The sequence below is a fragment of the Salininema proteolyticum genome (genome assembly GCF_042685645.1).
In the GTDB taxonomy this organism is placed as follows: Bacteria; Actinomycetota; Actinomycetes; order Mycobacteriales; family Micromonosporaceae; genus Salininema; species Salininema proteolyticum.
In genome coordinates, this window is sequence record NZ_JBHUNX010000001.1 from 1,846,685 (window position 1) to 1,868,621 (window position 21,937).

At 70.0% G+C, this 21,937-nt stretch carries 19 protein-coding genes; 8 read left to right on the top strand and 11 right to left on the bottom strand.

Annotated elements, in window-relative coordinates:
• Positions 1 to 123 precede the first annotated feature (123 nt).
• Both ACFTE1_RS08615 and ACFTE1_RS08620 read left to right on the top strand, forming a co-directional pair.
• Positions 124 to 1,770: a vWA domain-containing protein gene (locus ACFTE1_RS08615; protein ID WP_380618015.1), complete on the top strand. Its 1,647-nt coding sequence runs from the start codon at positions 124 to 126 to the stop codon at positions 1,768 to 1,770.
• Positions 1,770 to 2,939, top strand: a complete 1,170-nt coding sequence (locus ACFTE1_RS08620) for a chorismate-binding protein (protein WP_380618016.1) — start codon at positions 1,770 to 1,772, stop codon at positions 2,937 to 2,939. The genes ACFTE1_RS08615 and ACFTE1_RS08620 overlap by 1 nt, the downstream gene beginning before the upstream one ends.
• Before the next feature lie 51 nt (positions 2,940 to 2,990).
• Here ACFTE1_RS08620 and ACFTE1_RS08625 read toward each other — a convergent pair whose 3' ends face one another.
• On the bottom strand, positions 2,991 to 3,248 hold the full coding sequence (locus ACFTE1_RS08625) for a hypothetical protein (RefSeq protein WP_380618017.1): 258 nt from the start codon (positions 3,246 to 3,248) through the stop codon (positions 2,991 to 2,993).
• A 171-nt stretch (positions 3,249 to 3,419) separates the two neighbouring features.
• On the opposite strand from ACFTE1_RS08625, the gene ACFTE1_RS08630 reads away from it, so the two are divergent.
• Complete coding sequence (locus tag ACFTE1_RS08630) at positions 3,420 to 3,770, top strand: ankyrin repeat domain-containing protein (RefSeq protein ID WP_380618070.1); 351 nt, start codon at positions 3,420 to 3,422, stop codon at positions 3,768 to 3,770.
• A gap of 8 nt (positions 3,771 to 3,778) precedes the next feature.
• On the opposite strand, the gene ACFTE1_RS08635 is transcribed toward ACFTE1_RS08630, so the two are convergent.
• Positions 3,779 to 4,711: a LysR family transcriptional regulator gene (locus tag ACFTE1_RS08635; protein ID WP_380618018.1), complete on the bottom strand. Its 933-nt coding sequence runs from the start codon at positions 4,709 to 4,711 to the stop codon at positions 3,779 to 3,781.
• A 123-nt stretch (positions 4,712 to 4,834) separates the two neighbouring features.
• Between ACFTE1_RS08635 and ACFTE1_RS08640 the strand changes: the two genes are divergently transcribed.
• The 3 genes from ACFTE1_RS08640 to ACFTE1_RS08650 are packed head-to-tail and all read left to right on the top strand — an operon-like array spanning position 4,835 to position 8,191.
• Positions 4,835 to 5,506 carry a succinate dehydrogenase cytochrome b subunit gene (locus tag ACFTE1_RS08640; RefSeq protein WP_380618019.1) on the top strand — a complete coding sequence of 224 codons (672 nt, stop codon included), beginning with the start codon at positions 4,835 to 4,837 and terminating at the stop codon, positions 5,504 to 5,506.
• 1 nt (position 5,507) lies between these two features.
• Positions 5,508 to 7,448 carry a fumarate reductase/succinate dehydrogenase flavoprotein subunit gene (locus ACFTE1_RS08645; RefSeq protein WP_380618020.1) on the top strand — a complete coding sequence of 647 codons (1,941 nt, stop codon included), beginning with the start codon at positions 5,508 to 5,510 and terminating at the stop codon, positions 7,446 to 7,448.
• Positions 7,445 to 8,191: a succinate dehydrogenase/fumarate reductase iron-sulfur subunit gene (locus tag ACFTE1_RS08650; RefSeq protein ID WP_380618021.1), complete on the top strand. Its 747-nt coding sequence runs from the start codon at positions 7,445 to 7,447 to the stop codon at positions 8,189 to 8,191. Before ACFTE1_RS08645 ends, ACFTE1_RS08650 begins: the two co-directional genes overlap by 4 nt.
• Before the next feature lie 109 nt (positions 8,192 to 8,300).
• Here ACFTE1_RS08650 and ACFTE1_RS08655 read toward each other — a convergent pair whose 3' ends face one another.
• Positions 8,301 to 9,263 (bottom strand): C45 family autoproteolytic acyltransferase/hydolase, encoded by a 963-nt coding sequence (locus tag ACFTE1_RS08655; protein WP_380618022.1) that lies wholly within the window; start codon positions 9,261 to 9,263, stop codon positions 8,301 to 8,303.
• 109 nt (positions 9,264 to 9,372) lie between these two features.
• Between ACFTE1_RS08655 and ACFTE1_RS08660 the strand changes: the two genes are divergently transcribed.
• Both ACFTE1_RS08660 and ACFTE1_RS08665 read left to right on the top strand, forming a co-directional pair.
• Positions 9,373 to 9,648 carry a CDGSH iron-sulfur domain-containing protein gene (locus tag ACFTE1_RS08660; protein ID WP_380618023.1) on the top strand — a complete coding sequence of 92 codons (276 nt, stop codon included), beginning with the start codon at positions 9,373 to 9,375 and terminating at the stop codon, positions 9,646 to 9,648.
• 111 nt (positions 9,649 to 9,759) lie between these two features.
• Positions 9,760 to 10,083 carry a CDGSH iron-sulfur domain-containing protein gene (locus ACFTE1_RS08665; RefSeq protein ID WP_380618024.1) on the top strand — a complete coding sequence of 108 codons (324 nt, stop codon included), beginning with the start codon at positions 9,760 to 9,762 and terminating at the stop codon, positions 10,081 to 10,083.
• Positions 10,084 to 10,107: 24 nt separating this feature from the next.
• Here ACFTE1_RS08665 and ACFTE1_RS08670 read toward each other — a convergent pair whose 3' ends face one another.
• The 8 genes from ACFTE1_RS08670 to ACFTE1_RS08705 all read right to left on the bottom strand — a co-directional run bounded on the left by ACFTE1_RS08670 (position 10,108) and on the right by ACFTE1_RS08705 (position 21,898).
• Positions 10,108 to 11,748, bottom strand: a complete 1,641-nt coding sequence (locus ACFTE1_RS08670) for an ABC-F family ATP-binding cassette domain-containing protein (protein WP_380618025.1) — start codon at positions 11,746 to 11,748, stop codon at positions 10,108 to 10,110.
• A 379-nt stretch (positions 11,749 to 12,127) separates the two neighbouring features.
• On the bottom strand, positions 12,128 to 12,922 hold the full coding sequence (locus tag ACFTE1_RS08675; protein WP_380618026.1) for a MerR family transcriptional regulator: 795 nt from the start codon (positions 12,920 to 12,922) through the stop codon (positions 12,128 to 12,130).
• A gap of 148 nt (positions 12,923 to 13,070) precedes the next feature.
• Positions 13,071 to 13,838, bottom strand: coding sequence for a hypothetical protein (locus tag ACFTE1_RS08680; protein WP_380618027.1), 768 nt, complete (start codon positions 13,836 to 13,838; stop codon positions 13,071 to 13,073).
• 290 nt (positions 13,839 to 14,128) lie between these two features.
• On the bottom strand, positions 14,129 to 16,510 hold the full coding sequence (locus tag ACFTE1_RS08685; RefSeq protein WP_380618028.1) for an ATP-binding cassette domain-containing protein: 2,382 nt from the start codon (positions 16,508 to 16,510) through the stop codon (positions 14,129 to 14,131).
• 351 nt (positions 16,511 to 16,861) lie between these two features.
• Positions 16,862 to 17,995: a type III PLP-dependent enzyme gene (locus tag ACFTE1_RS08690; RefSeq protein ID WP_380618029.1), complete on the bottom strand. Its 1,134-nt coding sequence runs from the start codon at positions 17,993 to 17,995 to the stop codon at positions 16,862 to 16,864.
• On the bottom strand, positions 17,996 to 19,129 hold the full coding sequence (locus ACFTE1_RS08695) for an IucA/IucC family C-terminal-domain containing protein (RefSeq protein ID WP_380618030.1): 1,134 nt from the start codon (positions 19,127 to 19,129) through the stop codon (positions 17,996 to 17,998).
• A gap of 260 nt (positions 19,130 to 19,389) precedes the next feature.
• On the bottom strand, positions 19,390 to 20,724 hold the full coding sequence (locus ACFTE1_RS08700; protein ID WP_380618031.1) for an IucA/IucC family C-terminal-domain containing protein: 1,335 nt from the start codon (positions 20,722 to 20,724) through the stop codon (positions 19,390 to 19,392).
• The gene (locus tag ACFTE1_RS08705; protein WP_380618032.1) at positions 20,705 to 21,898 is read right to left on the bottom strand and encodes a J domain-containing protein; all 1,194 of its coding nucleotides are present in this window, start codon (positions 21,896 to 21,898) and stop codon (positions 20,705 to 20,707) included. Before ACFTE1_RS08705 ends, ACFTE1_RS08700 begins: the two co-directional genes overlap by 20 nt.
• Positions 21,899 to 21,937 lie beyond the last annotated feature (39 nt).

Here is a 21,937-nt window from a genome sequence, read left to right on the forward strand (position 1 = left end):
CCCAGTACTCATGCGAGGGGTGTCCGGCCTGGGAGGCTGCGGCACCCCTCTAAAATCATGTGAGAGACGAACGCGTGCGCCCGCGAGACCCCGGGCGCCCGTCACGCCGACGACGGGGGACCGATGATCTTTGAAGACCGGACGGTGAAGTCGCACCGCGGAACGGGAAAGCGCCGCCGAAAGGGCGGGGGCCGACTGCCCGTCGCCCCGTGGGTCATCATCGTCGCCGTCTGCGCCGTCGTGATCGCCGCGGTGACGGTCGTCTTCGTCAAGGCCGTGCGCGGCGCCTGCTCCGGCGACGTCTACCGGGTCCCGGTCTCCGCGTCCGGGTCGGTCGCCTCGGGCCTCAAGGAGTTGGCCTCCGAGTGGGAGAGCACCTCGCCGAGTTACGACGGCCAGTGCATCGGGGTGTCCGTGGAGCGGGTCTCCTCCGTCGACGCCGCCGGGGGCCTCTCCGGCGTGTGGAACGAGCGGAACCTCGGCAAGCGGCCCGTGGCCTGGGTGCCGGACTCTTCGGCCTGGCTGGACTGGGTGGGCGAGTCGGGGACCGCCGGCGACCTCGCCGCCGCCGACCGGACCCTCCTGGGCTCCTCGCACCTCGTCCTGGCCGTCCCCGAGCCGGTCCTCGCGGAGAACCCCTGGCTGGAAGAGGCCTCGTGGGAGGAGATCGCCTCCCGGGCCGCCGGGGGCGACCTGGACCTGGCTTCGGCCTCCCCGCGCACCTCGTCCTCCGGCCTGCACACCCTGTTGAACGTGGCCCTGGACGAACAGGGCGAGGGGGACCGGAAGGCCGTGGAGAACCTCGCCGCCGCGCTGGAGTCGGGGAAGACGGCCGCGACGGCCTCCGAGATCTTCGGGCAGGTCACCGAGCTGCGCGCCGCGGGGGAGGACCCCATGGCGTTCGCCGACGCCTACGCGGCCTTCGACTACGAGGTCGAGTCATTCAACAAGGGTTCGGGGGACTTCCAGCTCTCGGTCGTCGAGCCGGCCGCCTCGCTGCCCGACCCGGTCTACCCCTACGTGGTGCTCTCCGACGCGGACTGGGTGGGCGACGTGGACGCCCGCGTGGCCGAGGAGTTCGGGAAGTTCCTCGCCACCGAGGCCGCCCGCACCACCCTGGCCGAGTCCGGCCTGCACACCGACGCCGCCGACGAGCACGGTGAGACCCTGTCCTCCGACACCGTCCGGACGGCCCTGGAGAGCTGGTACTCGCTGCGGCGCGAGGTCGACGTCCTGGCGCTCGTGGACACCTCCGAGACGATGGAGGGCTCCCTGTCGGCGGCCGTGGACGACTTCTCCGCCCTGGTGGACGGCCTGGGCGACTCCTCCCGCGTGGGTTTGTGGGACTTCTCCGGCCAGGCGTCGGAGAACTCGGTGTTCGTCGACGCCGAAGCGGGCGTGCTGGGCGAGGGCGGCCACCGCGACACGGTCGAGAACGCCGCCTACTCGCTGAGGGCCGTGCCCGGCGGTCCGCCGGTCTACGGCGCGCTGGCCACCGCCGTGGACTACATGAACGACAACGCCTCCGAAGGCACCACCAGCTCCATCGTGGTCTTCACCAGCGCCGCCGGCGACCCGGTCAGCGCCGTGGACCTGGAGACGGCCACCGACCTGGCCTCCACGGGCTCGGCCCGGGTGATCGTCGTGGGCTATCCCGGCGCCGACGAGGCCTCGCTGACCCAGATCGCCGAGTCCTCCGGGGGCGTCTACGTGGACGCCTCGGCGGAGGACGCCGACTCGCGCCTGGCCGACGCGGTCCTGGGGCTGTGATGGAACCCTTCGCCCCGCCCGGGATGGACTCCGCCTGTCGGAGTACCGCGGTGGAGGCCGACCGCCTCGAGTGGCGGGCCGGCGACGGCGGCGACCTCCCCGCGGCGATCGACGGATTCCTCGCGGAGCACGGCCGGGGCCCCGACCACGGGCGGCCCGGTTCGGCCTGCGGGGTGGGAGTCCTCTTGTCGCACCGGGCCTCGGCGGTGATGACCGGTGCGGCGGCGGGCGCCGAGCCTCCGTCGGCCGTCCCCGACGTCGTCCTGGTCGCCTTCGAGCACGCCGAGCCTTCGACCGGCGAGCCCTTGGAGGCCGATCCGCCGGCGGCCGAGGCGCGCGGGGATTACACGGTGGGGGAGTGGACTCCTACGTGGACGCCCGGAGCCCATGCCGAGGCTGTGCGGGAGACGTGCCGACGCATCGCGGCGGGAGACGTGTACGTGCTCAACGTCGTCGGACACTGGACGGCCCCGTGGGAGGGTGATCCGGCCGCGCTGGTCCGCGACGTCGCCTCGGTGCCGGGGGCCGCGTGGGGCGGGGCCCTGCGGTCGCGGGGCGGGGGTGCGCCGGAGTGGTTCGTCGCCTCGGCCTCGCCGGAGTGCTTTGTGGAGGTCGACGGTTCGACGGTGCGGACCTATCCCATCAAGGGCACGGCCCCGGCGACGGAGGCCGGGCGCGTGGAGCTGACCTCTTCGGTCAAGGAGCGCGCCGAGCACGCGATGGTGGTGGACCTGTTGCGCAACGACCTGGCCCAGGTGTCGGTTCCCGGGAGCGTGACGGTGGAGGAGCTGTTCTCGCTGCGCAGGTGGCGAGACCTCTGGCAGGCGGAGTCGACCGTGTCGGCCCGGCTGCGCCCGGGCCTGGGATTCTCGGACCTGCTGCGGGGGGCGTGCCCGCCCGGTTCGGTCACGGGCACGCCCAAATCGACGGCCCTGGAGATCATCGCCGCCCTGGAGCCGGTGGGCCGTGGCCCGGCGATGGGCGCCTTCGGTTTCGCCGCCTCGGCCGGCCGAGTGCGCCTGGGTCTGTCGATTCGCACTCTGGCGGGGGACGCCTCCCGGCTGCACTTGTGGGCCGGGGGCGGGGTCACCTGGCGGTCGGATCCCGACGCTGAGGTGGCCGAGGCGGGCGCCAAGGCCGAGGGCGTCATGGCGGCCCTGCGGCATTGAGGCCGTGTCACTGGAAGCGGCGCGCGGAGGGTCCGGCGGGGACGGGGACCCTCATGCCGCCGCGCGGTGGCGCAGCCACAGCTGCTTGGCCCGCTCTTTGGCCTCCTCCCGCGTCGTGTCGTCCCATTCGGCCAGGTAGAGGCGGAGTCGCGGTGTCGCGGTGTCGATCTGCACGATGCACCCCAGCTCCATCTCGGGGTCGGGGTGGACGCGTTTGATCCACACCGTGCCCCCTCCTTCGGTGGCGGCCTCGATGGTCCGGTGTCCCAGCCGGAATCGGCCTATCGTCGTGGCCTCATGTCGGTTCATATGCTCCTTTCGAGTTCCCACCCTGTTCGCCATCGCCCGGCGATGGCTGATCCATAGTGCCGACATCGAAGAGGGTTGTCAATACATCCGTCCGGGATACGGCAGAGCGCGCGGGTATGCGACAATTCCAGCGTGACCGACGAGAGGGCCGAAGGGCCGACCGACGAGGACATGACCGCCATCGCCGACCGCGCGTTCGATCTGGCCCGCACGGGCGAGACGGCCGTCCTGGAGCAGTACCTGGACGCCGGACTGCCGATCGAGATCGCGACCGGTTCGGGTGACACCCTCTTGATGCTGGCGGCCTACAACGGCCACGCCGACACCGTCCGGGCCCTCATCCGCCGGGGCGCGGACGTCGACCGCCTCAACGACCGGGGCCAGTCCCCTCTGGCCGGAGCGGTGTTCAAGGACTACCGCGAGGTCATCACCGTCCTTCTCGGACACGGCGCGGACCCGGAGGCGGGCAGCCCCAACGCCCGCGAGATCGCGGGCATGTTCCAGCGCGAGGTGGAGCTCTAGACTCCCGTTCAGACCAGGTGCAGCCCGGAGGGGATCTTCCCGTAGGCGTGGCGCCGGGTCAGGTACTTCTGCAGCGTCTCCTCGAAGGCCCGGGCGGCCTTCGTCGTCGGCGTGTCGGCGGCCCGCTCCAGGGCGATGGTGCGCACCGCCCCGGGCGGCGCCAGCGGCGTGGTGCGGATCCGCGGGTCCTGCGTGGCCGTCATGGCCGGCAGCAGCGCGACCCCGACGCCGGTGGCCACGAGGTCGACGATCGTGTCGGTGTGGCCGCCGTCGACGGCGATCTGCGGGGTGAACCCGGACTTCTGGCAGGCCTCGAGCGTCAGCGTGCGGAGGTCGTATCCGGCGCCCGGCAGCACGAACGGCTGGTCGGTCAGCTGCCCCAGTCCGATGCAGGCCTGGGCCGTCAGGGGCGGGTGGTCGGCGGTGTGGGCGATGACCAGGGTCTCGTGCAGCAGCGGCTGGCTGTCGATGCCGGCGGCGGCCTGGTGGTGGTGCGGGTGGGCCGTCAGCGCGATCTCGACGTCGCCGCGCACCAGGTGTTCGGTGAGGTCGGAGGAGCCGGTCTCGGTGAGGCTGATCTGGATGCCCGGCCAGGACTCGTGGTAGAGGGCCAGGAGCGGGGGGATGAGCCACGAGCAGATCGTCGGCGTGGCCCCCACTCGCAGGCGCCCCTTGGCCAGCGCGAGGTGGTTGTTCACGTCGCTCAGGGCGTCGTCGGCGGCCGAGACGATGCGCTTGGCGTGCGGCAACAGGGTCGCGCCGATGTCGGTCAGGTGGACCTGGCCGCCCTGTCTTGTGAAAAGGCTCGCACCAAGTTCGGCCTCCAGGGCCTGGATCTGCTTGGACAGCGAAGGCTGGCTCATGCCGAGCTGTTCGGCGGCTCTGGTGAAGTGCCTGGTCTGCGCTACGGTGATGAACGCCTTGAGCTGATGAGGACGCATAGTTGATAACTTACTGGAATGGCCACACCGGCGGCCATGCATTGGACGGGTGACGAGGCCCTCCCCTAGCCTTGTGGCGTGTCTTTGGAAACTGCAACGAAGCGTCCGGGGAGGACGAAACCCGTGAGGGTCTCCTCCATCGGAGCGAAAATCACCATGGCGGTGACCGGCATCGTCCTGGTGCTGTTCCTGATCGCCCACATGGCCGGCAACCTCCACGCCTTCGGAGGGGCGGAAGAGCTCAACGAGTACGCGCACGGCCTGCGCGAGATCGGCGAGCCCCTGCTGCCCTACGAGTCCCTCCTGTGGGTCCTGCGGGTCGTCCTGCTGGCCTCGGTCGTCGCCCACATCGCCAGCGCCGTGGTCCTCACCCGCCGGGCGCACGTCGCCCGTCCGGTGAAGTACGCCCACCGTCCGCCCGTCAGGGGCGAGGGCTCCTACGCCGCGCGCACCATGCGCTGGGGCGGCGTCATCATCGCCCTCTTCGTCGTCTGGCACCTGCTGGACCTGACCACGCGCACGGTCAACCCGGAGAAGGACGTCCCCGAGGTCTACTCCGCCGTCGTCCAGGGCTTCGCCCCCGAGCGCTGGTGGGTGACCCTCTTCTACGTCGTCGCCGTCGTCTTCGTGTCCCTCCACATCCGCCACGGCATCTGGTCGGCCGTCCAGACCATCGCGGGCCCGGGGAACACGTGGCGCAAACGCACCCAGACCATCGCCTGGATCGTCGCGGTCGTCCTCCTCGTGGGATTCCTCGCCGTTCCGCTTTCGGTCACTTTCGGATTGGTGAGCTGACATGAGCGAAGAATTCTTCACAACCGGAGCCGACATCGAGGACAAGGCCGCTCCGGCCGGCCCGATCGAGGACCGCTGGGAGAAGCGGCGCTTCTCCGGCAAGCTGGTCAACCCGGCCAACCGCCGCAAGCTGCGCGTCATCGTCGTGGGCACCGGCCTGGCCGGCGGCTCGGCCGCCGCCACCCTGGGCGAGCTGGGCTACCACGTGAGCAACTACTGCTTCCAGGACTCGCCGCGGCGCGCCCACTCCATCGCGGCGCAGGGCGGCATCAACGCCGCCAAGAACTACCGCAACGACGGCGACAGCGTCCACCGCCTGTTCTACGACACGGTGAAGGGCGGCGACTTCCGTTCGCGCGAGTCCAACGTGCACCGCCTGGCCGAGGTCAGCACGAACATCATCGACCAGTGCGTGGCCCAGGGCGTCCCGTTCGCCCGCGAGTACGGCGGCCTGCTGGACAACCGCTCCTTCGGCGGCGCGCAGGTCTCCCGCACGTTCTACGCCCGCGGCCAGACGGGCCAGCAGCTGCTGCTGGGCGCCTACCAGGCCCTGGAGCGCCAGGTGGCGGCCGGCAACGTCGAGCTGCACACGCGCCACGAGATGCTGGAGCTGGTCATCGTCGACGGCCGCGCCCGCGGCATCGTCGTGCGCGACCTGGTCTCCGGCGAGATCTCCACCGAGATCGCCGACGCGGTCGTGCTCGCCTCCGGCGGCTACGGCAACGTCTTCTTTCTGTCGACCAACGCCAAGGGCTGCAACGTCACCGCCGCGTGGCGCGCCCACCGCAAGGGCGCCTACTTCGCCAACCCCTGCTACACGCAGATCCACCCGACCTGCATTCCGCAGTCCGGCGACTACCAGTCGAAGCTGACGCTCATGTCGGAGTCGCTGCGCAACGACGGGCGCGTGTGGGTGCCGAAGAAGGCCGGCGACAAGCGCCACCCCGCCGAGATCCCGGAGAACGAGCGCGACTACTACCTGGAGCGTCGCTACCCCGCGTTCGGAAACCTGGTGCCACGCGACATCGCCTCGCGCGCCGCGAAGGTCGTCTGCGACGAGGGCCAGGGCGTGGGACCGACCGGTCTGGGCGTCTACCTGGACTTCTCCGACGCGATCAAGCGCCTGGGCAAGGACGCCGTCGCCGAGAAGTACGGCAACCTCTTCGACATGTACGAGCGCATCACCGGTGAGAACCCGTACGAGCGCCCGATGCGCATCTACCCGGCCGTCCACTACACCATGGGCGGACTGTGGGTGGACTACGACCTGCAGTCGAACATCCCCGGCCTGTTCGTGACCGGAGAGGCCAACTTCTCCGACCACGGCGCCAACCGCCTGGGCGCCTCGGCGCTCATGCAGGGCCTGGCCGACGGCTACTTCGTCCTGCCCAACACCATCTCCAACTACCTCGCCGCCGGGCCCTTCGAGAAGGTCGGCGAGGACCACCCGGAGGTGGCCGAGGTCCGCAAGTCCGTCGACGAGCGCCTCGAGAAGTTCCTCTCCAGCGACGGCGACCGCTCGCCGGACTCGTTCCACCGCGAACTGGGCTCCATCATGTGGGAGTACTGCGGCATGGAGCGCACCGACGAGGGCCTGCGCAAGGCCATCAGCCTGATCCGCGACCTGCGCGCCGAGTTCGACACGCGCCTCAAGGTCCCCGGTTCGGGAGCCGAGCTCAACCAGCAGCTGGAGAAGGCCGGCCGGGTGGCCGACTTCTTCGAGCTGGCCGAGCTGATGTGCATCGACGCCCTGCACCGCGCCGAGTCCTGCGGCGGCCACTTCCGGGCCGAGTCGCAGACCGAGGAGGGCGAGGCCAAGCGCGACGACGAGAACTTCTCCTATGTCGCAGCGTGGGAGTACGGCGGCGAGAGCAAGCCGACTCTCCACAAAGAACAACTTCATTTCGAATACGTCAAGCCCACCCAACGGAGCTACAAGTGAAACTCACGCTGCGAATTTGGCGTCAGCCGTCGGCCGACGCGGACGGACAGATGGTCACCTACGACCTCGACGACGTCAACCCGGACATGTCCTTCCTCGAGATGCTGGACGTCCTCAACGAGAAGCTCATCGCCGACGGCGAGGACCCCGTGGCGTTCGACCACGACTGCCGCGAGGGCATCTGCGGCGCCTGCTCCCTGGTGATCGACGGTCAGCCGCACGGCCCGAACGCGGCGACCACGACCTGCCAGCTGCACATGCGACACTACAAGGACGGCGACGTCGTCGACATCGAGCCGTGGCGCGCCCGCCCGTTCCCGGTCGTCAAGGACCTGGTGGTCGACCGCACGGCGTTCGACCGCATCATCCAGTCCGGCGGTTACGTCTCCGCCCCGACGGGGACGGCCCCGGACGCGCACACGCACCTGGTGCCCAAGCAGGACGCGGACGCCTCCTTCTCGGCCGCCGCCTGCATCGGCTGCGGCGCGTGCGTGGCGGCCTGCCCCAACGGCTCGGGAATGCTGTTCATGGCCGCCAAGGTCACGCACCTGAACCTGATGCCGCAGGGCCAGCCGGAGCGCAACACCCGCGTCATCGGCATGGTCGAGACCCACGACAACGAGGGCTTCGGCGGCTGCACGAACACCGGTGAGTGCGCCTCGGCCTGCCCCAAGGAGATCGGCCTCGACGTCATCGGCAACCTGAACGCGGACTTCCGCAAGGCGAGCCTGGCGAAGGCGTAGGGTCCGGCCGGGCGCGCCCGGCAACGTACCCGTAACAAGGGGGAGGCTCCGCGGAACCACTCCGCGGGGCCTCCCCCTTGCTCTTTGCCCTCGGCCGTCGTCCGGACCTCTACGCCCTGTCCTCGACGTCGACGGTCCACTCCATCGTCTGGAAGTCCTCGAAGGACACCCCGATGGCCGTCTCGGGCCAGTGGTACTCCACCCGGCCCTCGCGCGGGACGTAGGCGGCGGTGTACACGGTTCCGAAGCCGCGCCCGTAGCCGTGCCGGTAGAGCGGACCGGTCAGCAGCGCGGCGATGAGGTCGGGGACGGTGGCGGCCCGGCGGACGCGGTCGAGGACCGCCTCGCGCAGGCGGGAGTCCTCTCCTCCTTCGTGCTCCGGGTCGTCCTGGTGGTTGGCGGCGGTGGGGGAGTCGCGCCGCACCGCGCCCTCGCCGGGGCGCAGGTACAGCGAGTAGGCCTGGTCGGAGTCCACGACGGTGAGGTTGTGCGTCGTGGCCGAGGGGAAGCTCTTGGCCCGCTCCCAGGCCTCCTCGGCGGACTCGCAGGTCTCCAGGAGGTAGCGGGCCAGCAGCAGGACGCTGTGCCCGTCCTCGAGGTCGAGGACCGGCCTGCCGCCGAAGGCGATGGAGACGGCCAGCCCCGCGTCGTTCATCCCGTCGAGCAGCCCCCAGGTGCCCTCCTGCATCCCAATGACCGGGCGGAGGAAGTCGGTGCGCACCACCGTCTTCGAACAGTCGTCGGGGTCGAAGTCGTAGTTGCGCGCCAGCACCCCCGAGGCGGCCGTCTGGGTGCACCCGGCCGTGAACGGCCGCGTCGTGGGCACGGCGAGGGCCGTCCAGGCGTCGGGGACGTCGAGCTCCTCGGCGAGGGAGTCGATGAGCGGCGCCAGCTCGGGCATGTGCTCCCGCACCGCCTTCTCCAGCCGGGCGCGGCGTTCGGCGGGCCACCGGTCGAAGCCGAGGTAGCCCCCGGCCCGGGCCGCGGAGTCGCGGACGCCCGACAGCCAGGCGCGCCGATCGGCGCCGGCGTCCAGCGCGGTGAAGGGAAGCTCGAGAATCATCTGGGTCATCGCCTTTCCAACGGTCCGGACTCGAATGTACCAATCGGGCCCCCGGCGGCCGCCGGAGCGCTAGCCTTCTGTCCAGAGCAAGGGCGAGGACGGCGCGAAGGGGGCCGAGGTGGACCGCGAACCCAGCATCAGGATCACGAAGAACGGACCCTACCGCGTCCACGGCCACGTCCCCCTGGCCAAGCAGTTCATCGGCTCAGGCCCCGAAGGGGAGTCCCTGACGTGGATCGAGGGCGAACCCTGGGAGGATGTGAGCTCCTACAACCTCTGCCGGTGCGGCCGGTCGGGGACCAAGCCCTTCTGCGACGGCACCCACGCCCAGATCGGATTCGACGGCACCGAGACCGCGCCGCGCGAACCCTACCTCGCCCAGGCGGGGGAGTAGGACGGGCCGGAGCGGATCCTCACCGACGCCGAACGCCTGTGCGCCTTCGCGCGCTTCTGCGACCCGGCCGGCGGGATCTGGAACCTCGTCGAGCGCCCCGGAACCGCCGAGATGGTCGACTACGAGGCCGGACACTGCCCTTCGGGCCGGCTCGTCTCCTGGGAACCGGAGACCAAGGCGCCGGTGAAACCGGACCTGCCGGCCTCCATCGGCGTCGTGGAGGACCCCGTGGAGGGCTGCAGCGGCCCCCTCTGGGTGCGCGGCGCCATCCCCGTCCGCTCCGCCGACGGCCAGGAGTACGAGCTACGCCGGCGCGTCACCCTCTGCCGGTGCGGCGCCTCGCGCAACAAGCCCTTCTGCGACGGCACCCACGCCGCCATAGGATTCCAGGACGGCACCGACCTCGACCACCCGCCCCGCCACGCCGGACACTGACCGCGCAGCGGGGGACGGCGCCCCTCACGCCGTTTCGCCGCTCTCGCGCAGCACCGTCTCGACCCCGTCGCGGACGTCGCTGACCACGCCCTCGCCCCGCTCCAGCACGACCCGGCGGGTCAGCCCGAGCCCGTCGAGGAAGTCCGGGTCGTGGCTGACGACCACCAGCGCGCCCTCGAACGACGTCAACGCGTCGCGCAACTGCCCCACCGACGTGAGGTCGAGGTTGTTCGTCGGCTCGTCGAGCACCAGCAGTTTCGGCGCCGGCCGCGCCGACAGCACCGCCGCCAGAGCCGTGCGCAGCCGCTCCCCGCCCGACAGGGTGGACACCGGCTGGAACACCGCGTCGCCGCGCAACAGGAACCGCGACAACCGCGTGCGCAACAGCGACTCGTCGGCGTCCCCGGCCCGGGCGCGCACGCTCTCCAGCACGGTCGCCCCGTCGTCGAGGAAGTCCAGCCGCTGCGTCAGATACCCCGACGGGACACGGGCCTCTGCCAGCAGCCGCCGCAGCAGCGTCGTCTTCCCCGACCCGTTGTCCCCGACCAGGGCGACCCGCTCGGGACCGACGACCGACAGGTCCACGCCCGCGGGACCGTAGAGGCTCTGGCCGTGTACCCCCTCGGCGCCGAAGCCGGACACCTCGGCGACGACCGCCGCCGGCCCCACCCGCGTCTCGGGAAGGTCCACCCGGATCGACTTGTCGTCGCGCAGGCGGTCCTTGGACTCCTCCAGGGCCTCCTTGGCCCCGGCGAGGTCCTCCTCCTTCTCGATGCGGTGCTTGGCCCGCGACACCTGCGCCTGGCGCTTGCGCTCGTTCATGACGATCTTGGGCTGGGACTTGTTGCCCGACGCCTTGCGCCCCGCCCGCTCCCGGCGCGCCAGCTTCACCTGCGAGTCGATCCACTCCTGCTTCTGCTTGCGGTAATGGGCCCTGGCGTCGCGCACGGCCCGCTCGGCGGCGTGGCTCTCGGCGGCCACCGCCTCCTCGTAGACGTCGAAGTTCCCCCCGTAGAAGCGGATCCCGCCCCGGTAGAGCTCGGCCGTCCGGTCGACCCGCCGCAGCAGGTCCCTGTCGTGGGAGACGACCAGCAGAGTTCCCTGGAACGCCTCGACCGCCCGGTACAGGTAGCCCCGCGCCCGCCGGTCGAGGTTGTTCGTCGGCTCGTCCAGCAGCAGCACGTCCGGGCGCTCCAAGAGCTTCCCGGCCAGGCCGACCAGGAGGCACTCGCCTCCCGAGAGCGACTCGACGGGACGGTCCAGGCCCACGTGGTCCAGCCCCAGCTGGTCCAGGCGGGCGCGGGCGCGCTCGCCGACGTCCCAGTCCGAGCCGATGACCTCGAAGAGGTCCTCGTCGACCTCCCCGGCCACGACGGCCTCGATCGCCGCCAGCACCGGGGAGATCCCCAACAGGTCGGAGACCGAAAGGCCCCGGCTCAGCGGCAGGTGCTGGGGAAGGTAGGCCATGCGGCCGGTGTGCTCCACCCGCCCCGCGGAAGGGGAGAGCTCTCCGGCGACCAATCGGAGCAGAGTGGACTTCCCCGTCCCGTTGTCGCCGATCAGAGCGGTCGCACCGGGGGAGAAGGCGGCATTGAGGCCGGTGATCACCTCGCCGCCGTCGGCCCACTGGAAGGCGAGATCGGTGATGGTGATGGCATTTGACATGAGGGAGGCTCCTCTTCCTGGCTTCTTCACGGATTCACGCGGCGCGGTCGTTGCGGACGGCCTTGTCGGACCGTCATTTCAGAAGAGGCATCGCCCGCATGAGGGTGCGGAGAAAGTCCGGAAGAAGGGACGGGCGAACGCCCGTGGAGAGAAGTTCCCGACTCTCGGCCGACAGGAACGGAACACCGCGGAGCACACTGCTCGGCGGTCCGTCTCATACGCGCCGTCGCGGGGCGCGATGCCTGTCGGTCAGAGCTTCAATGGATTGCCTAACGCCGGGAACAAGAACGAGTTGATCATAGGCCCGTTCCCGTCCCGGCGCAAGGATTTTTTCGCCGCCGGTGTCCCGCCTCACGTGAAGACCGCGAAGCGGACCCGGCTAGTCCTCGAGGTGCTTCCCGGCGAAGACCGCCATTCCCCTGGCGAAGTACTCGGCGAGGCCCTCGGCGGCCCGGTCGAACTGCGCGGCGAAGCGCTCGTCGTCGGCGTACATACGGCCCAGTCCGATGTAGGCGGACTTCTGCACCCGGCCGGCCCACATGGGCTTGAGCCACTCGTAGTGCTCGGCCACGATCTCCTGGAAGGCCTCGGAGTCGGCCGGCTCTCCCGAGCGCATCATCTCGACGGCGCGGGCGACGAGGCCGTGCCACTTCTCGCCGTGGAGGGCCTTCTCCTCCTCGGACAGCGACGCGAACGCCTCGGCGGAGCGGTCGACGGACTCGTCGCCCCAGCGCTCGCGGGCCTCGGCCTCGTAGGCGGCGGCGGTCTGCGGGTCGAGGTCCTTGAACCAGGTTCGAGGTTTCATCGGTTCGTTCCCTTCTATCTGGTGGATGGTGGAGTCGACGGTGTCCAGGAGCCGGCCGAGGCGGTCGCGCTCGGACCGGAGGGCCCGGCGGTGGCCTTTGAGCGCCTCGACGCGGTCGGTCTCTCCCGCGAGGACGGCCGCGATGGCCTCGAGCCCGAGGCCCAGGCGGCGCAGCAGGAGGATCTCCTGGAGCCGCAGCAGTTCGCCGGGGCCGTAGCAGCGGATGCCGCCGTGGCGCACGTGCGAGGGCTTGAGGAGTCCTTTGGCGTCGTAGTGGCGCAGGGTCCTGGTGGAGACGCCCGCCATCTCGGCCACCTCGCCGATGGGCCAGGTCTCCTGCGGCATCGCCTCCGGTGTCGGGACGGCCATGGCCGCTCCTTCCGTCGTTTCTCTCGTTGACTCGTCCACCTTCTCCGTTGACGCTACGTCAGCCGCAAGTCGCCATCGAAGTGAACCAGGGCACAGTGAAGGCCGGGTCGGGAAGGAGACTTCCCGACCCGGCCCCGACGGTGTTCCGCTAGTTCAGGTCTCCGCCGGCGTCGGCCGATACGTCGGCCGCCGTCGTGAGAGTGCCGGCAGCGTTGCCGTCGGCGTCGAGGAGCTCGACGTCGCCCAGCAGGGTGCCGAGCGCCAGTTCGGCGTCCCCGGCCAGGATGGCCTCGATGATGATCTGGACGTCCAGCTCGATCGACGAGGTCAGCTCGGTGAGGGCCGCGGTCGGGTCCTCGGCCTGCTCGGCTGGGTCCTCGGCCTTCTGGGTGGCCTCGGCCATCAGCAGGGTCAGGTCGAACGGCAAGGCCCCCGCCTGCTCTTCGGCGCCTTCGGCCGGAGTGAGCGTCAGTTGGGCGGGCGCCCCTTCGACGTCCGGCCCGGCGAGCGGGTCGGAGCCGAGGAGGATCTCGCCGATGTCGAGATCGACCGGCAGTTGGCCGGTGACGTCGTCGAGCTGGTGGCCCGGCCGTTCGCTGACGGGAAGCTCGCCGGTCGGGTCGTCGACCGACGGGACGGCGTTGAGCTGTCCGGTAAGGTCCTGGAGCGGTGTCTCATTGCCCGCCGCGTCGGTCAGGACCGGATTCCCCAGGACCACGTCGAGCGAGATGACGCTGCACAGGAGTTCCTGTAGGTCGGGCGTCTCTCCTGCGGTCGGGTCCTCGATCGGGAGGTCCCCGACGGGGTCGTCGATGGGCAGCTGCGCGCCGGCCGGCGCGGCGATGAAGGCCGAGCCGAGGGCGGCCGCGGCGATTCCGGTAGCTACTCGGTAGGCTCTCTTGCGGGTTTGACTCATGGGTCGTTTTCCCTTTCGGATGTGTGTGTCGTCCGGATGGGAGCAATGCTCCCCTCAGGGATCCTATGGGCAAACGAACGCGTCGTGTCCTTTTTTCTTCGATTGACCAAATATATATCGATACCGATGTAGTCGCATCGGCTGTGCCCGGCCTACCTTCCCTCCGGCAAGAAGAACGTCGGCCCTCCGGGCCGGCTCCAAAAAGAGCTCCCCCTGTGGGCCGATTTCCGGTTATCGCAGTTCATTGGCGATCGGACCCGTCGCCGTGCCCGGCCCGATCGGGGCGCGGCCTAGGCGCCGACGTAGGCGGCCAGGTGCTCGCCGGTCAGGGTGGACCGGTCGGCGACGAGCTCGGCGGGAGTGCCCTCGAAGACGACGGTGCCGCCGTCGTGCCCGGCTCCGGGGCCGAGGTCGATGATCCAGTCGGCGTGGGCCATGACCGCCTGGTGGTGTTCGACGACGATGACGGACTTGCCGGAGTCGACGAGCTTGTCCAGCAGTGCCAGGAGCTGCTCCACGTCGGCCAGGTGGAGCCCGCTGGTGGGCTCGTCGAGGACGTAGACGCCGCCCTTGTCGGCCATGTGGGTGGCCAGCTTCAGCCTCTGGCGCTCGCCGCCGGAGAGGGTCGTGAGCGGCTGTCCCAGGGTGATGTAGCCGAGGCCCACGTCGTGGAGGCGCCGGAGGATCTTGTGGGCGGCGGGCACGCGCGCCTCGCCCTCGGCGAAGAACCGCTCGGCCCCGTCGACGGACATGGCGAGGACTTCGCTGATGTCCTTGCCGCCGAGGTGGTAGTCGAGGACGGAGGAGTCGTAGCGGCGCCCTTCGCACTCGTCGCAGGTGGAGGCGACTCCGGCCATCATGGCCAGGTCGGTGAAGACGACGCCGGCTCCTTTGCAGGTGGGGCAGGCGCCCTCGGAGTTGGCGCTGAAGAGCGAGGGTTTGACGCCGTTGGCCTTGGCGAAGGCCTTGCGGACCGGTTCGAGCAGTCCGGTGTAGGTGGCGGGGTTGGAGCGCCGGGAGCCCTTGATGGGCGCCTGGTCGACCGAGACGACCCCCTCGTCGGCGGGGATGGACCCGTGGACGAGGGAGCTCTTTCCGGAGCCGGCCACGCCGGTGACGACGGTGAGCACGCCGAGCGGGACGTCCACGTCGACGTCTCGGAGGTTGTGGGCGTCGGCTCCGCGGATCTCCAGGGCGCCGGTGGGTTCGCGCACCTCGTCCTTGACCTTGGCGCGGTCGCCGAGGTGGCGGCCGGTGACGGTGTCGCTCTCGCGCAGGCCGTCGAGGTCTCCTTCGTAGCAGATGGCGCCGCCGGCGGTTCCCGCTCCGGGTCCGAGGTCGACGACGTGGTCGGCGATGGCGATGCTCTCGGGCTTGTGCTCCACGACCAGGACGGTGTTGCCCTTGTCGCGCAGGCGCAGGAGAAGGTTGTTCATCCGCTGGATGTCGTGGGGATGGAGTCCGACGGTCGGCTCGTCGAAGACGTAGGTGACGTCGGTGAGGGACGATCCGAGGTGGCCGACCATCTTCACGCGCTGCGCCTCGCCGCCGGAGAGGGTTCCGGCGGGCCGATCGAGGGAGAGGTAGCCCAGTCCGATCTCGACGAAGGAGTCGAGGTTCTCGCCCAGGCTGGTCAAGAGAGGGCCGACGGAGGGCTCGTCGAGGGCGCGGACCCATGCGGCGAGGTCGCTGATCTGCATGGCGCAGGCGTCGGCGATGCTGATGCCCGCGAGCTTGGACTTGCGGGCGTGCTCGGCCAGGCGGGTGCCCTCGCAGTCGGGGCAGGTGCGGAAGACGATCGCCCGGTCGACGAAGGCCCGTATGTGCGGCTGCATGGCCTCGCGGTCCTTGGCGAGGAAGGACTTCTTGATCTGGGGGATGAGCCCCTGGTAGGTGAGGTTGGTGCCCTCGATCTTGATCTTGGTGGGCTCGCGGTAGAGCAGGTCGTCCAGCTCCTTCGCGCTGAACTTCCCGATGGGCTTGTCCGGGTCGAAGTAGCCGCAGCCGCGGAGGATGCGGCCGAACCAGCCGGACATGTTCATGCCGGGAATGGTCAGGGCCTCCTCGTTGATGCTCTTGTCCTTGTCGTAGAGCTCGTCGAGGTCGAAGTCGCTGACCTTGCCGCGGCCCTCGCAGGAGGGGCACATGCCGCCGGTGATGCTGAAGGTGGCCTTGGCGGCCTTCTTCCCGCCCACGGAGATCGCGCCGCTGCCGTGCGCGGAGGGGACGTTGAAGGAGTAGGCCTTCGGGCCGCCGGCGTGGGGCCGGCCCAGGCGGCTGAAGAGGATGCGCAGCATTGCGTTGGCGTCGGTGGCGGTGCCGACGGTGGAGCGCGGGTCGGATCCCATGGGCTGCTGGTCGACGGCGATGGCGGTGGTGATGCCGTCGAGCACGTCGACGTCGGGGCGTCCGACGGTGGGCATGAAGCCCTGCAGGAACGCGGAGTAGGTCTCGTTGATCAGCCGCTGGGACTCGGCGGCGACGGTGTCGAAGACCAGGGAGCTCTTGCCGGAACCGGAGACGCCGGTGAAGACGGTGAGGCGGCGCTTGGGGATCGCGATGTCGACGTCTTTGAGGTTGTTCTCGCGGGCGCCGTGCACGCGGATCATGTCGTGGCTGTCGGCGGCGTGCGGCCGGCCCTTCTCGGCGGCTTTGGCTGTCTTGCCGGTCATCGTGTCTCCTACCGTCGGCCGGGTCGGCACCGGCCATTTGATCAAACTCTAAGATATATATCGACCTCAAGGTAGCTTCGCTACCTCCGAAGTCCAGCTGATCCTAACCCGGCGGTATGACAAAAGGTCGGCCCTTCGGGCCGTCACCTACTCGAAGAGGCCGGGCTCTCCAAGGGTGAACCGGGTCTGGGGACGGCGCCCGTTGAGCGGCGCGTGCCGGTGAAACTGCGGGCGGGGTCAGTCGCCGAAGAGGTCGCCCTGCGCCCCGAGACCGCGGAAGTCTTCGGCGTGAAGGCGCTTCCGGTCGCCTGGGACGCCTGACCGGCCCTGCGACGGCACCGGACGAGCGGTTCACCAAGATACGGTGTAGGTCTCCGGAGGCCTGTTGGACAGGAAACCGGTGTGGGAGATGTCCAGGCCGTAGGCGCCGGCGTCCCCCATCAGCAGGCGGTCGCCCACACGAAGGGATTCCACCGCCCGCCCGGGGTGCAGGACGTCGCGGGGAGTGCACAGCTCACCGCACACCCGCACCGTTCCGCTCACTTCGCGCCGCGCCCAGGGCCGGTCCCACCGCTCGACGGGAACCACGGTGAACGGATGGCCGTAGCCCCAGGCCGCCGGGAGCCGGAAGTGGTGCGTCCCGCCCCGGACGACGGCGAAGTCGACTCCGCCGTTGCGTTTCAGGTCGACGACCTCGGTCAGGTAGTAGCCGGCCGGCGCCGCGAGGAACCTCCCCGGCTCGCAGGCGAGCTCGACCCCGGCCGGGGGAGCGGGCAGGAGCGCTCCGAGCCGTTCCAGGTCGATCGTCTCGCCGCGCGGGTCGGCGCCGAGGCCCCCGCCGACGTTGACGTAACCGAGGTCCACGACGTCGCCCGCCAGGTCGGCGCTCACTCTCAGGGCGCGGTCGACGTGCTCGGCGTACTCCGCGGCGTCCAGGCAGTTGGACATGGCGTGGTGGGCGAAGCCGTCGACCTCCAGGCCGTTGCCGAGCGCCCACCGCAGCGCTCGGCCGGCCTCTTCGAGGGAGAAGCCGAAGGGAACGGCGCCCTGCATGTGGTGGGTGGCCGTCGCGGAGAGCGCTTCCCCGGCGTTGACGCGCAGGGCCAGGGGACCGGTCCATCCCGTGTCCGCCAGGGCGCGGAGCTCTTCCCAGCCTTCGGCGTGCAGGCGTATCCCGGGATGGTCGAGGCCCTGGAGCCACCGCAGGAATCCGGGGCTCTTCACCGGCCCCGCCACCGCGACGCGGCGCGCGCCGACGGCCAGGGCGCGGACCACTTCTTCGCGCGAGGCGCACTCGATGCCGTCGACGACGTCCACGGCCGCGTCGCTCAGTGCCTTGTTCGCCTTCTGCGCGTAGAGGATCGTCCAGGACGGCAGGACGCGCCGCAGGGCCGCGGCGCGCTCGCGCAGCGCGGCCGGCCGCCAGATCCACGCGCTGGCCGGCCCGGGCACACCGGCGGCGAACTCGATCAGTTCGCGGTGCACTCAGGCTCTCCTCATCGGATTGGGGAAGTCCATATAGACGCTTCCGACGCCCTTGAGCTTGGCGGTCAGGAGCGCCTTTCCCGGCAGGACCGGCCCGAAGAGGAAGTCGCGCGCGGAGGCGGGCAGGTCGAGTGTGTCGATGAGCGCCCCGACCTCGCCCCACCAGTCGATCGACCAGTGTTCGGCCAGGGCGGAGGCCAGGGGCGCGAGGTGGTTGTGCACCAGGCTCGCCGAGATGTGCCCGTAGAGCCCAGCGAGGTCGGCGTCCCAGACGCTCGGCCCGTCCGGCAGCATCGACGGCGGCAGGTCGGGGCGGTGCAGGCGGATCCCGCCGAAGTCCCTGCTCCACAGCGATGCCGGTGCGGCCCCGTCGAAGGCGACCAGCGAGTTCTGTCCGTGCGCCTCCAGGGCGATGCCGTGGTGGACGGCCAGGTGGAGGACGGGAGGGACGACGGCCGCGACGTAGCGGCGCCACCAGTCCTCCGCGTCGCCGTGCGCGGCGACCAGGTCGTCGGCCACGGGGCGTCCGGTCAGGGGCGAGGGGGCGGGGAGCACGTGGGCCGGGAGGATCCTCTCATGGGTAGCGGGCAGTCCGGCGCGCACGATGGCCGTGTGCTCGCCGTGCTCCGGATGCCATACCGAGGCGCGTTCGCGCAGGACGCGGTGGCCGGGCAGGGCCAGGGCCTCGATGCGCTCGGCGATGAGCGGGGTGAGTCGGGCGGTGCGGGCCGACACGGTCCTGCGGGTGGAGGTGATGGTGATGCCCAGGGAGCATTTGACGTACTGCCCGAGGTCGGGGACGTAGAGGGTGCGGACCGAGGCGGTGGGGCGGGCGCGGAGGCGCTGGCCGGTGTCGGTGAAGTGGTCGCGGGCGCCCTGTTCCCACTGCCAGGGGTGGAACACCGCCTGGTCGTCCTCCAGGAGGCGTTCGGGGTCCCACCGTTTCAGGAGCCGGTCGCGGTCGCGGGCGACGATGAGTCCGACGGCGCGGGGCGCGTCGGCGTCGTAGGCGCGCATGTCCTCTTCGGTCCAGCCCAGGCGGGTGCGGGCGCTGGGGTGGAGGGGGTGGCCGCCGTAGGGGATCAGTTCGAGGCGGCGGGCCCGTTCGTTCGGGTCGGCGGTCGCGGCGCACACCAAGTCCACTATGGATTCTGTGCCGGCGCGGCCGGCGAGCGCGCGCCAGAGCGATTCTCTGCGTTGGTAGCGGGTTTGGGCGAGTGCGTATCCGGTTTCGGCGCTGTGGAGTTCGGCGGTGAGTTGGGGGTGTGGTCCGAGGGTTCGTTCGGCGTGTTGTGGGGCGGTGGTGTGTGTTGTGGGGGGTGGGGGGTGTGGTCCGGCGAGGTTTTCTCGCTGGAGTGCGTGGTGGAGGTGGGTGGTGGGTTGTGGCATTGGGTTCATTGTGGGGTGAGGGGGTTGGGGCGGTCAACCCATTGGTTGTGGGTGGGGTGGTCGGAGAGGCGCATGGTGAGGAGTTTTTTGGTGGGCCAGGGTTGGGTGGCGAGTTGGGTGGCGGAGGGTCCGCCGTGGGTGTGGAGGCGGTGGGCGAGGTGTTGCCACCAGGTGGTGGGGTTGGGGTGTTGGGCGAGGGCGGGGATGAGTTGAGTGAGGGTGGTGGTGAGGGCGGCGTGGAGGACTTTGGTGGTTTCGGTGGGGTTGTGGGCGGTGAGGCGGGTGGGGGCGTTCCAGTGTGGTGGGAGGCGGATGCCGCCGAGGTCGCGGTAGATGAGTTGGTTGGGGAGGCCTTGGTGGTCGTGGGTGATGAGGCTGTTTTGGCCGTGGGCTTCGAGGGCGATGCCGGTGTTGTCGTGGAGGGTGAGGGTGGGGAGGAGCCAGGTGTCGATGAGGTGGTCGAGGTATTGGTGGGGGTCGGGGTGGATTTTGTGGGCGAGGGGTTGTCCGGTGTGGGGGCAGGGTTCGGCGGCGGCGGCGAGGGGGAGGGTGCGGGGTGGTGGTGTGGGTCGGGCTATGGCGGTGAGGTGGGGGTGTGGGGTGCCTTGGGGGGTGGTGGCGGTGGCCCAGGTTTCGGTTTGGAGGTGGATGTCGTGTTGGTGGAGGGTTTTTTGGAGTTGGTGTTGGTGGTTGGTGATGGTGAGGGCGGTGTGGGTGATGTGGCGGAGGGCGGAGGTGAGTTGGAGGTCGATGCTGGTTTTGTAGTGGTGGGTTCCGGTGGTGAGGGTGCGGAGGTTCATGAGTGGTGCGGTGTTGGGGATGGTGGTGGTGGGGGTGAGTTGGTAGCGGTGGGCTTGCCAGGGGTGGAGGGGGAGGAGTGGTTGTCCGTCGGGGGTGGTGAGGGGCCAGTCGGGGTGGTGTTTCATGTGGGGGGTTTGGTGGAGGGGGAGGGTGGTGCGGGTGTGGTGTTCGGGGGCGTAGGTGTGGATTTCTTGGGTGGTCCAGGTGCCGCGGAGTCGGGCGAGGGGGTGTTGGGGGTGTCCGAGGAGGATGGTTTGTTCGAACCAGGTGGTGGGGTCGGGGTGGTTGTTGTGGGCGTGGGTCCAGATGTCGGTGGTGGGGTGTGGTCGGGGGTTGGTGAGGGCGAGGGTGGTGGCGTGGAGGGCGCGGCGGATTTCGGTGGTGAGGCGGTGGGCGTGGTGGTTGTTGTGGGTGATGGTGTGGGCGAGGGCTATGGGGTTGGTTTGGGTGGGGTCGTGGGGTAGGTGTTCGGTTTGTGCGGTGGTGAGGAGGCGTTGGTGGAGGAGGTGGGTGGCGGTTTTATATGGGTTGTGCGGCATTGGTGTGGGTGGTGGTGAGTCGGTGGCGGAGGAGGTAGAGGATGCGGGTGTCGAGGTGGTGTTGGTGGGGGGTGAGGAGGTTGCCGAGTTTGGTGGCGGGGTTGTTGTGGAGGTGGTGGGTGTGGAGTGTGGGTGGTGTGGTGGGGGCGGGGTTTTGGTGGTGGAGGAGGTGGGTGGTGATGGTGAGGGTGGGGTAGGCGGCTTGGAGTGTTGTGGCGGCGGTGGTGATGGTGTGTGCGGTGTGGTGTGGGGTGGTGTGGTCGGTGGTGGTGATGAGGGCTAGGTGGGTGCCGGTGAGGAGGGCGTAGGGGGTGGTGTGGTCGGCGGCGGGGAGGTTGAGGAAGAGTTTGGTGGCGGGGAGGTGGGTGAGGATTTCTTTGAAGAGTTGTTCGGTGTGTGTGGGGAGGGTGGGGCGGGGTCCGGGTGGGGCGAAGGTGTTGTAGTTGCGGGCGGCGTCTTTGGTTTGTTTCCACATGGTGGAGGCGTAGTGGGTGCGGCGGGCTGTGTGGGGGAGGAGGGTGGCTGTTGCGGTGGCGGTGGCGAGGGTCCAGGTGGCGGGGTGGGTGTGGTCGGTGAGGGTGAGGATGGTTGTGGTGGTGGTGAGGGGGATGAGGAGGTGGTGTGGTCGGGTTCGGGGTGGTCGGTGGGGGTTGTGTCGGGTGGCGGAGGAGAGGGTGGTGGTGATGGTGAGGGTGCTGGCGGCTAGGGCGAGGGGGAGTGTGGCGGCGGCGGTGAGGAGTCCGGTGGGTGCGGCGATGGTGAGGAGGGCGGCGATGGAGGTGAGGAAGGTGGTGGCGGTGAGGGCGAGGGTGGTGGTCCAGAGGAGGGGGTTGGGTGTGGGGTGGGGGTGTGGGTGGGTGGTGTGGTGGTGCCAGGGGATGGTGGCGATGTCGGTGGTGGTGGAGGGGGTGAGGTTGTAGGTGTTGGTGTCGCGGTGGCGGGGGCGGTAGGTGCGTCTTTTGCGGGGTGGGAGGTGGGCGGCGTCGTATTCGGCGCGGGAGTGGGGGTCGGAGAGGATGCGGTGTGCTTTGGCGGCTCGGTGGAAGGTGTCGGGGTCGCCGCCGCGGTCGGGGTGGGTGTTCTGGGCGGTTTTTCTCCAGGCGTTTTTGATGTCGTCGGCGTCGGCGTTGGGGGTGAGGCCGAGGATGCGGTAGTGCTCTGGTGTTCTTCTCACGGTGGTGACCAGCCTTGTCTGTGTGGTCGGCCTGGGGCG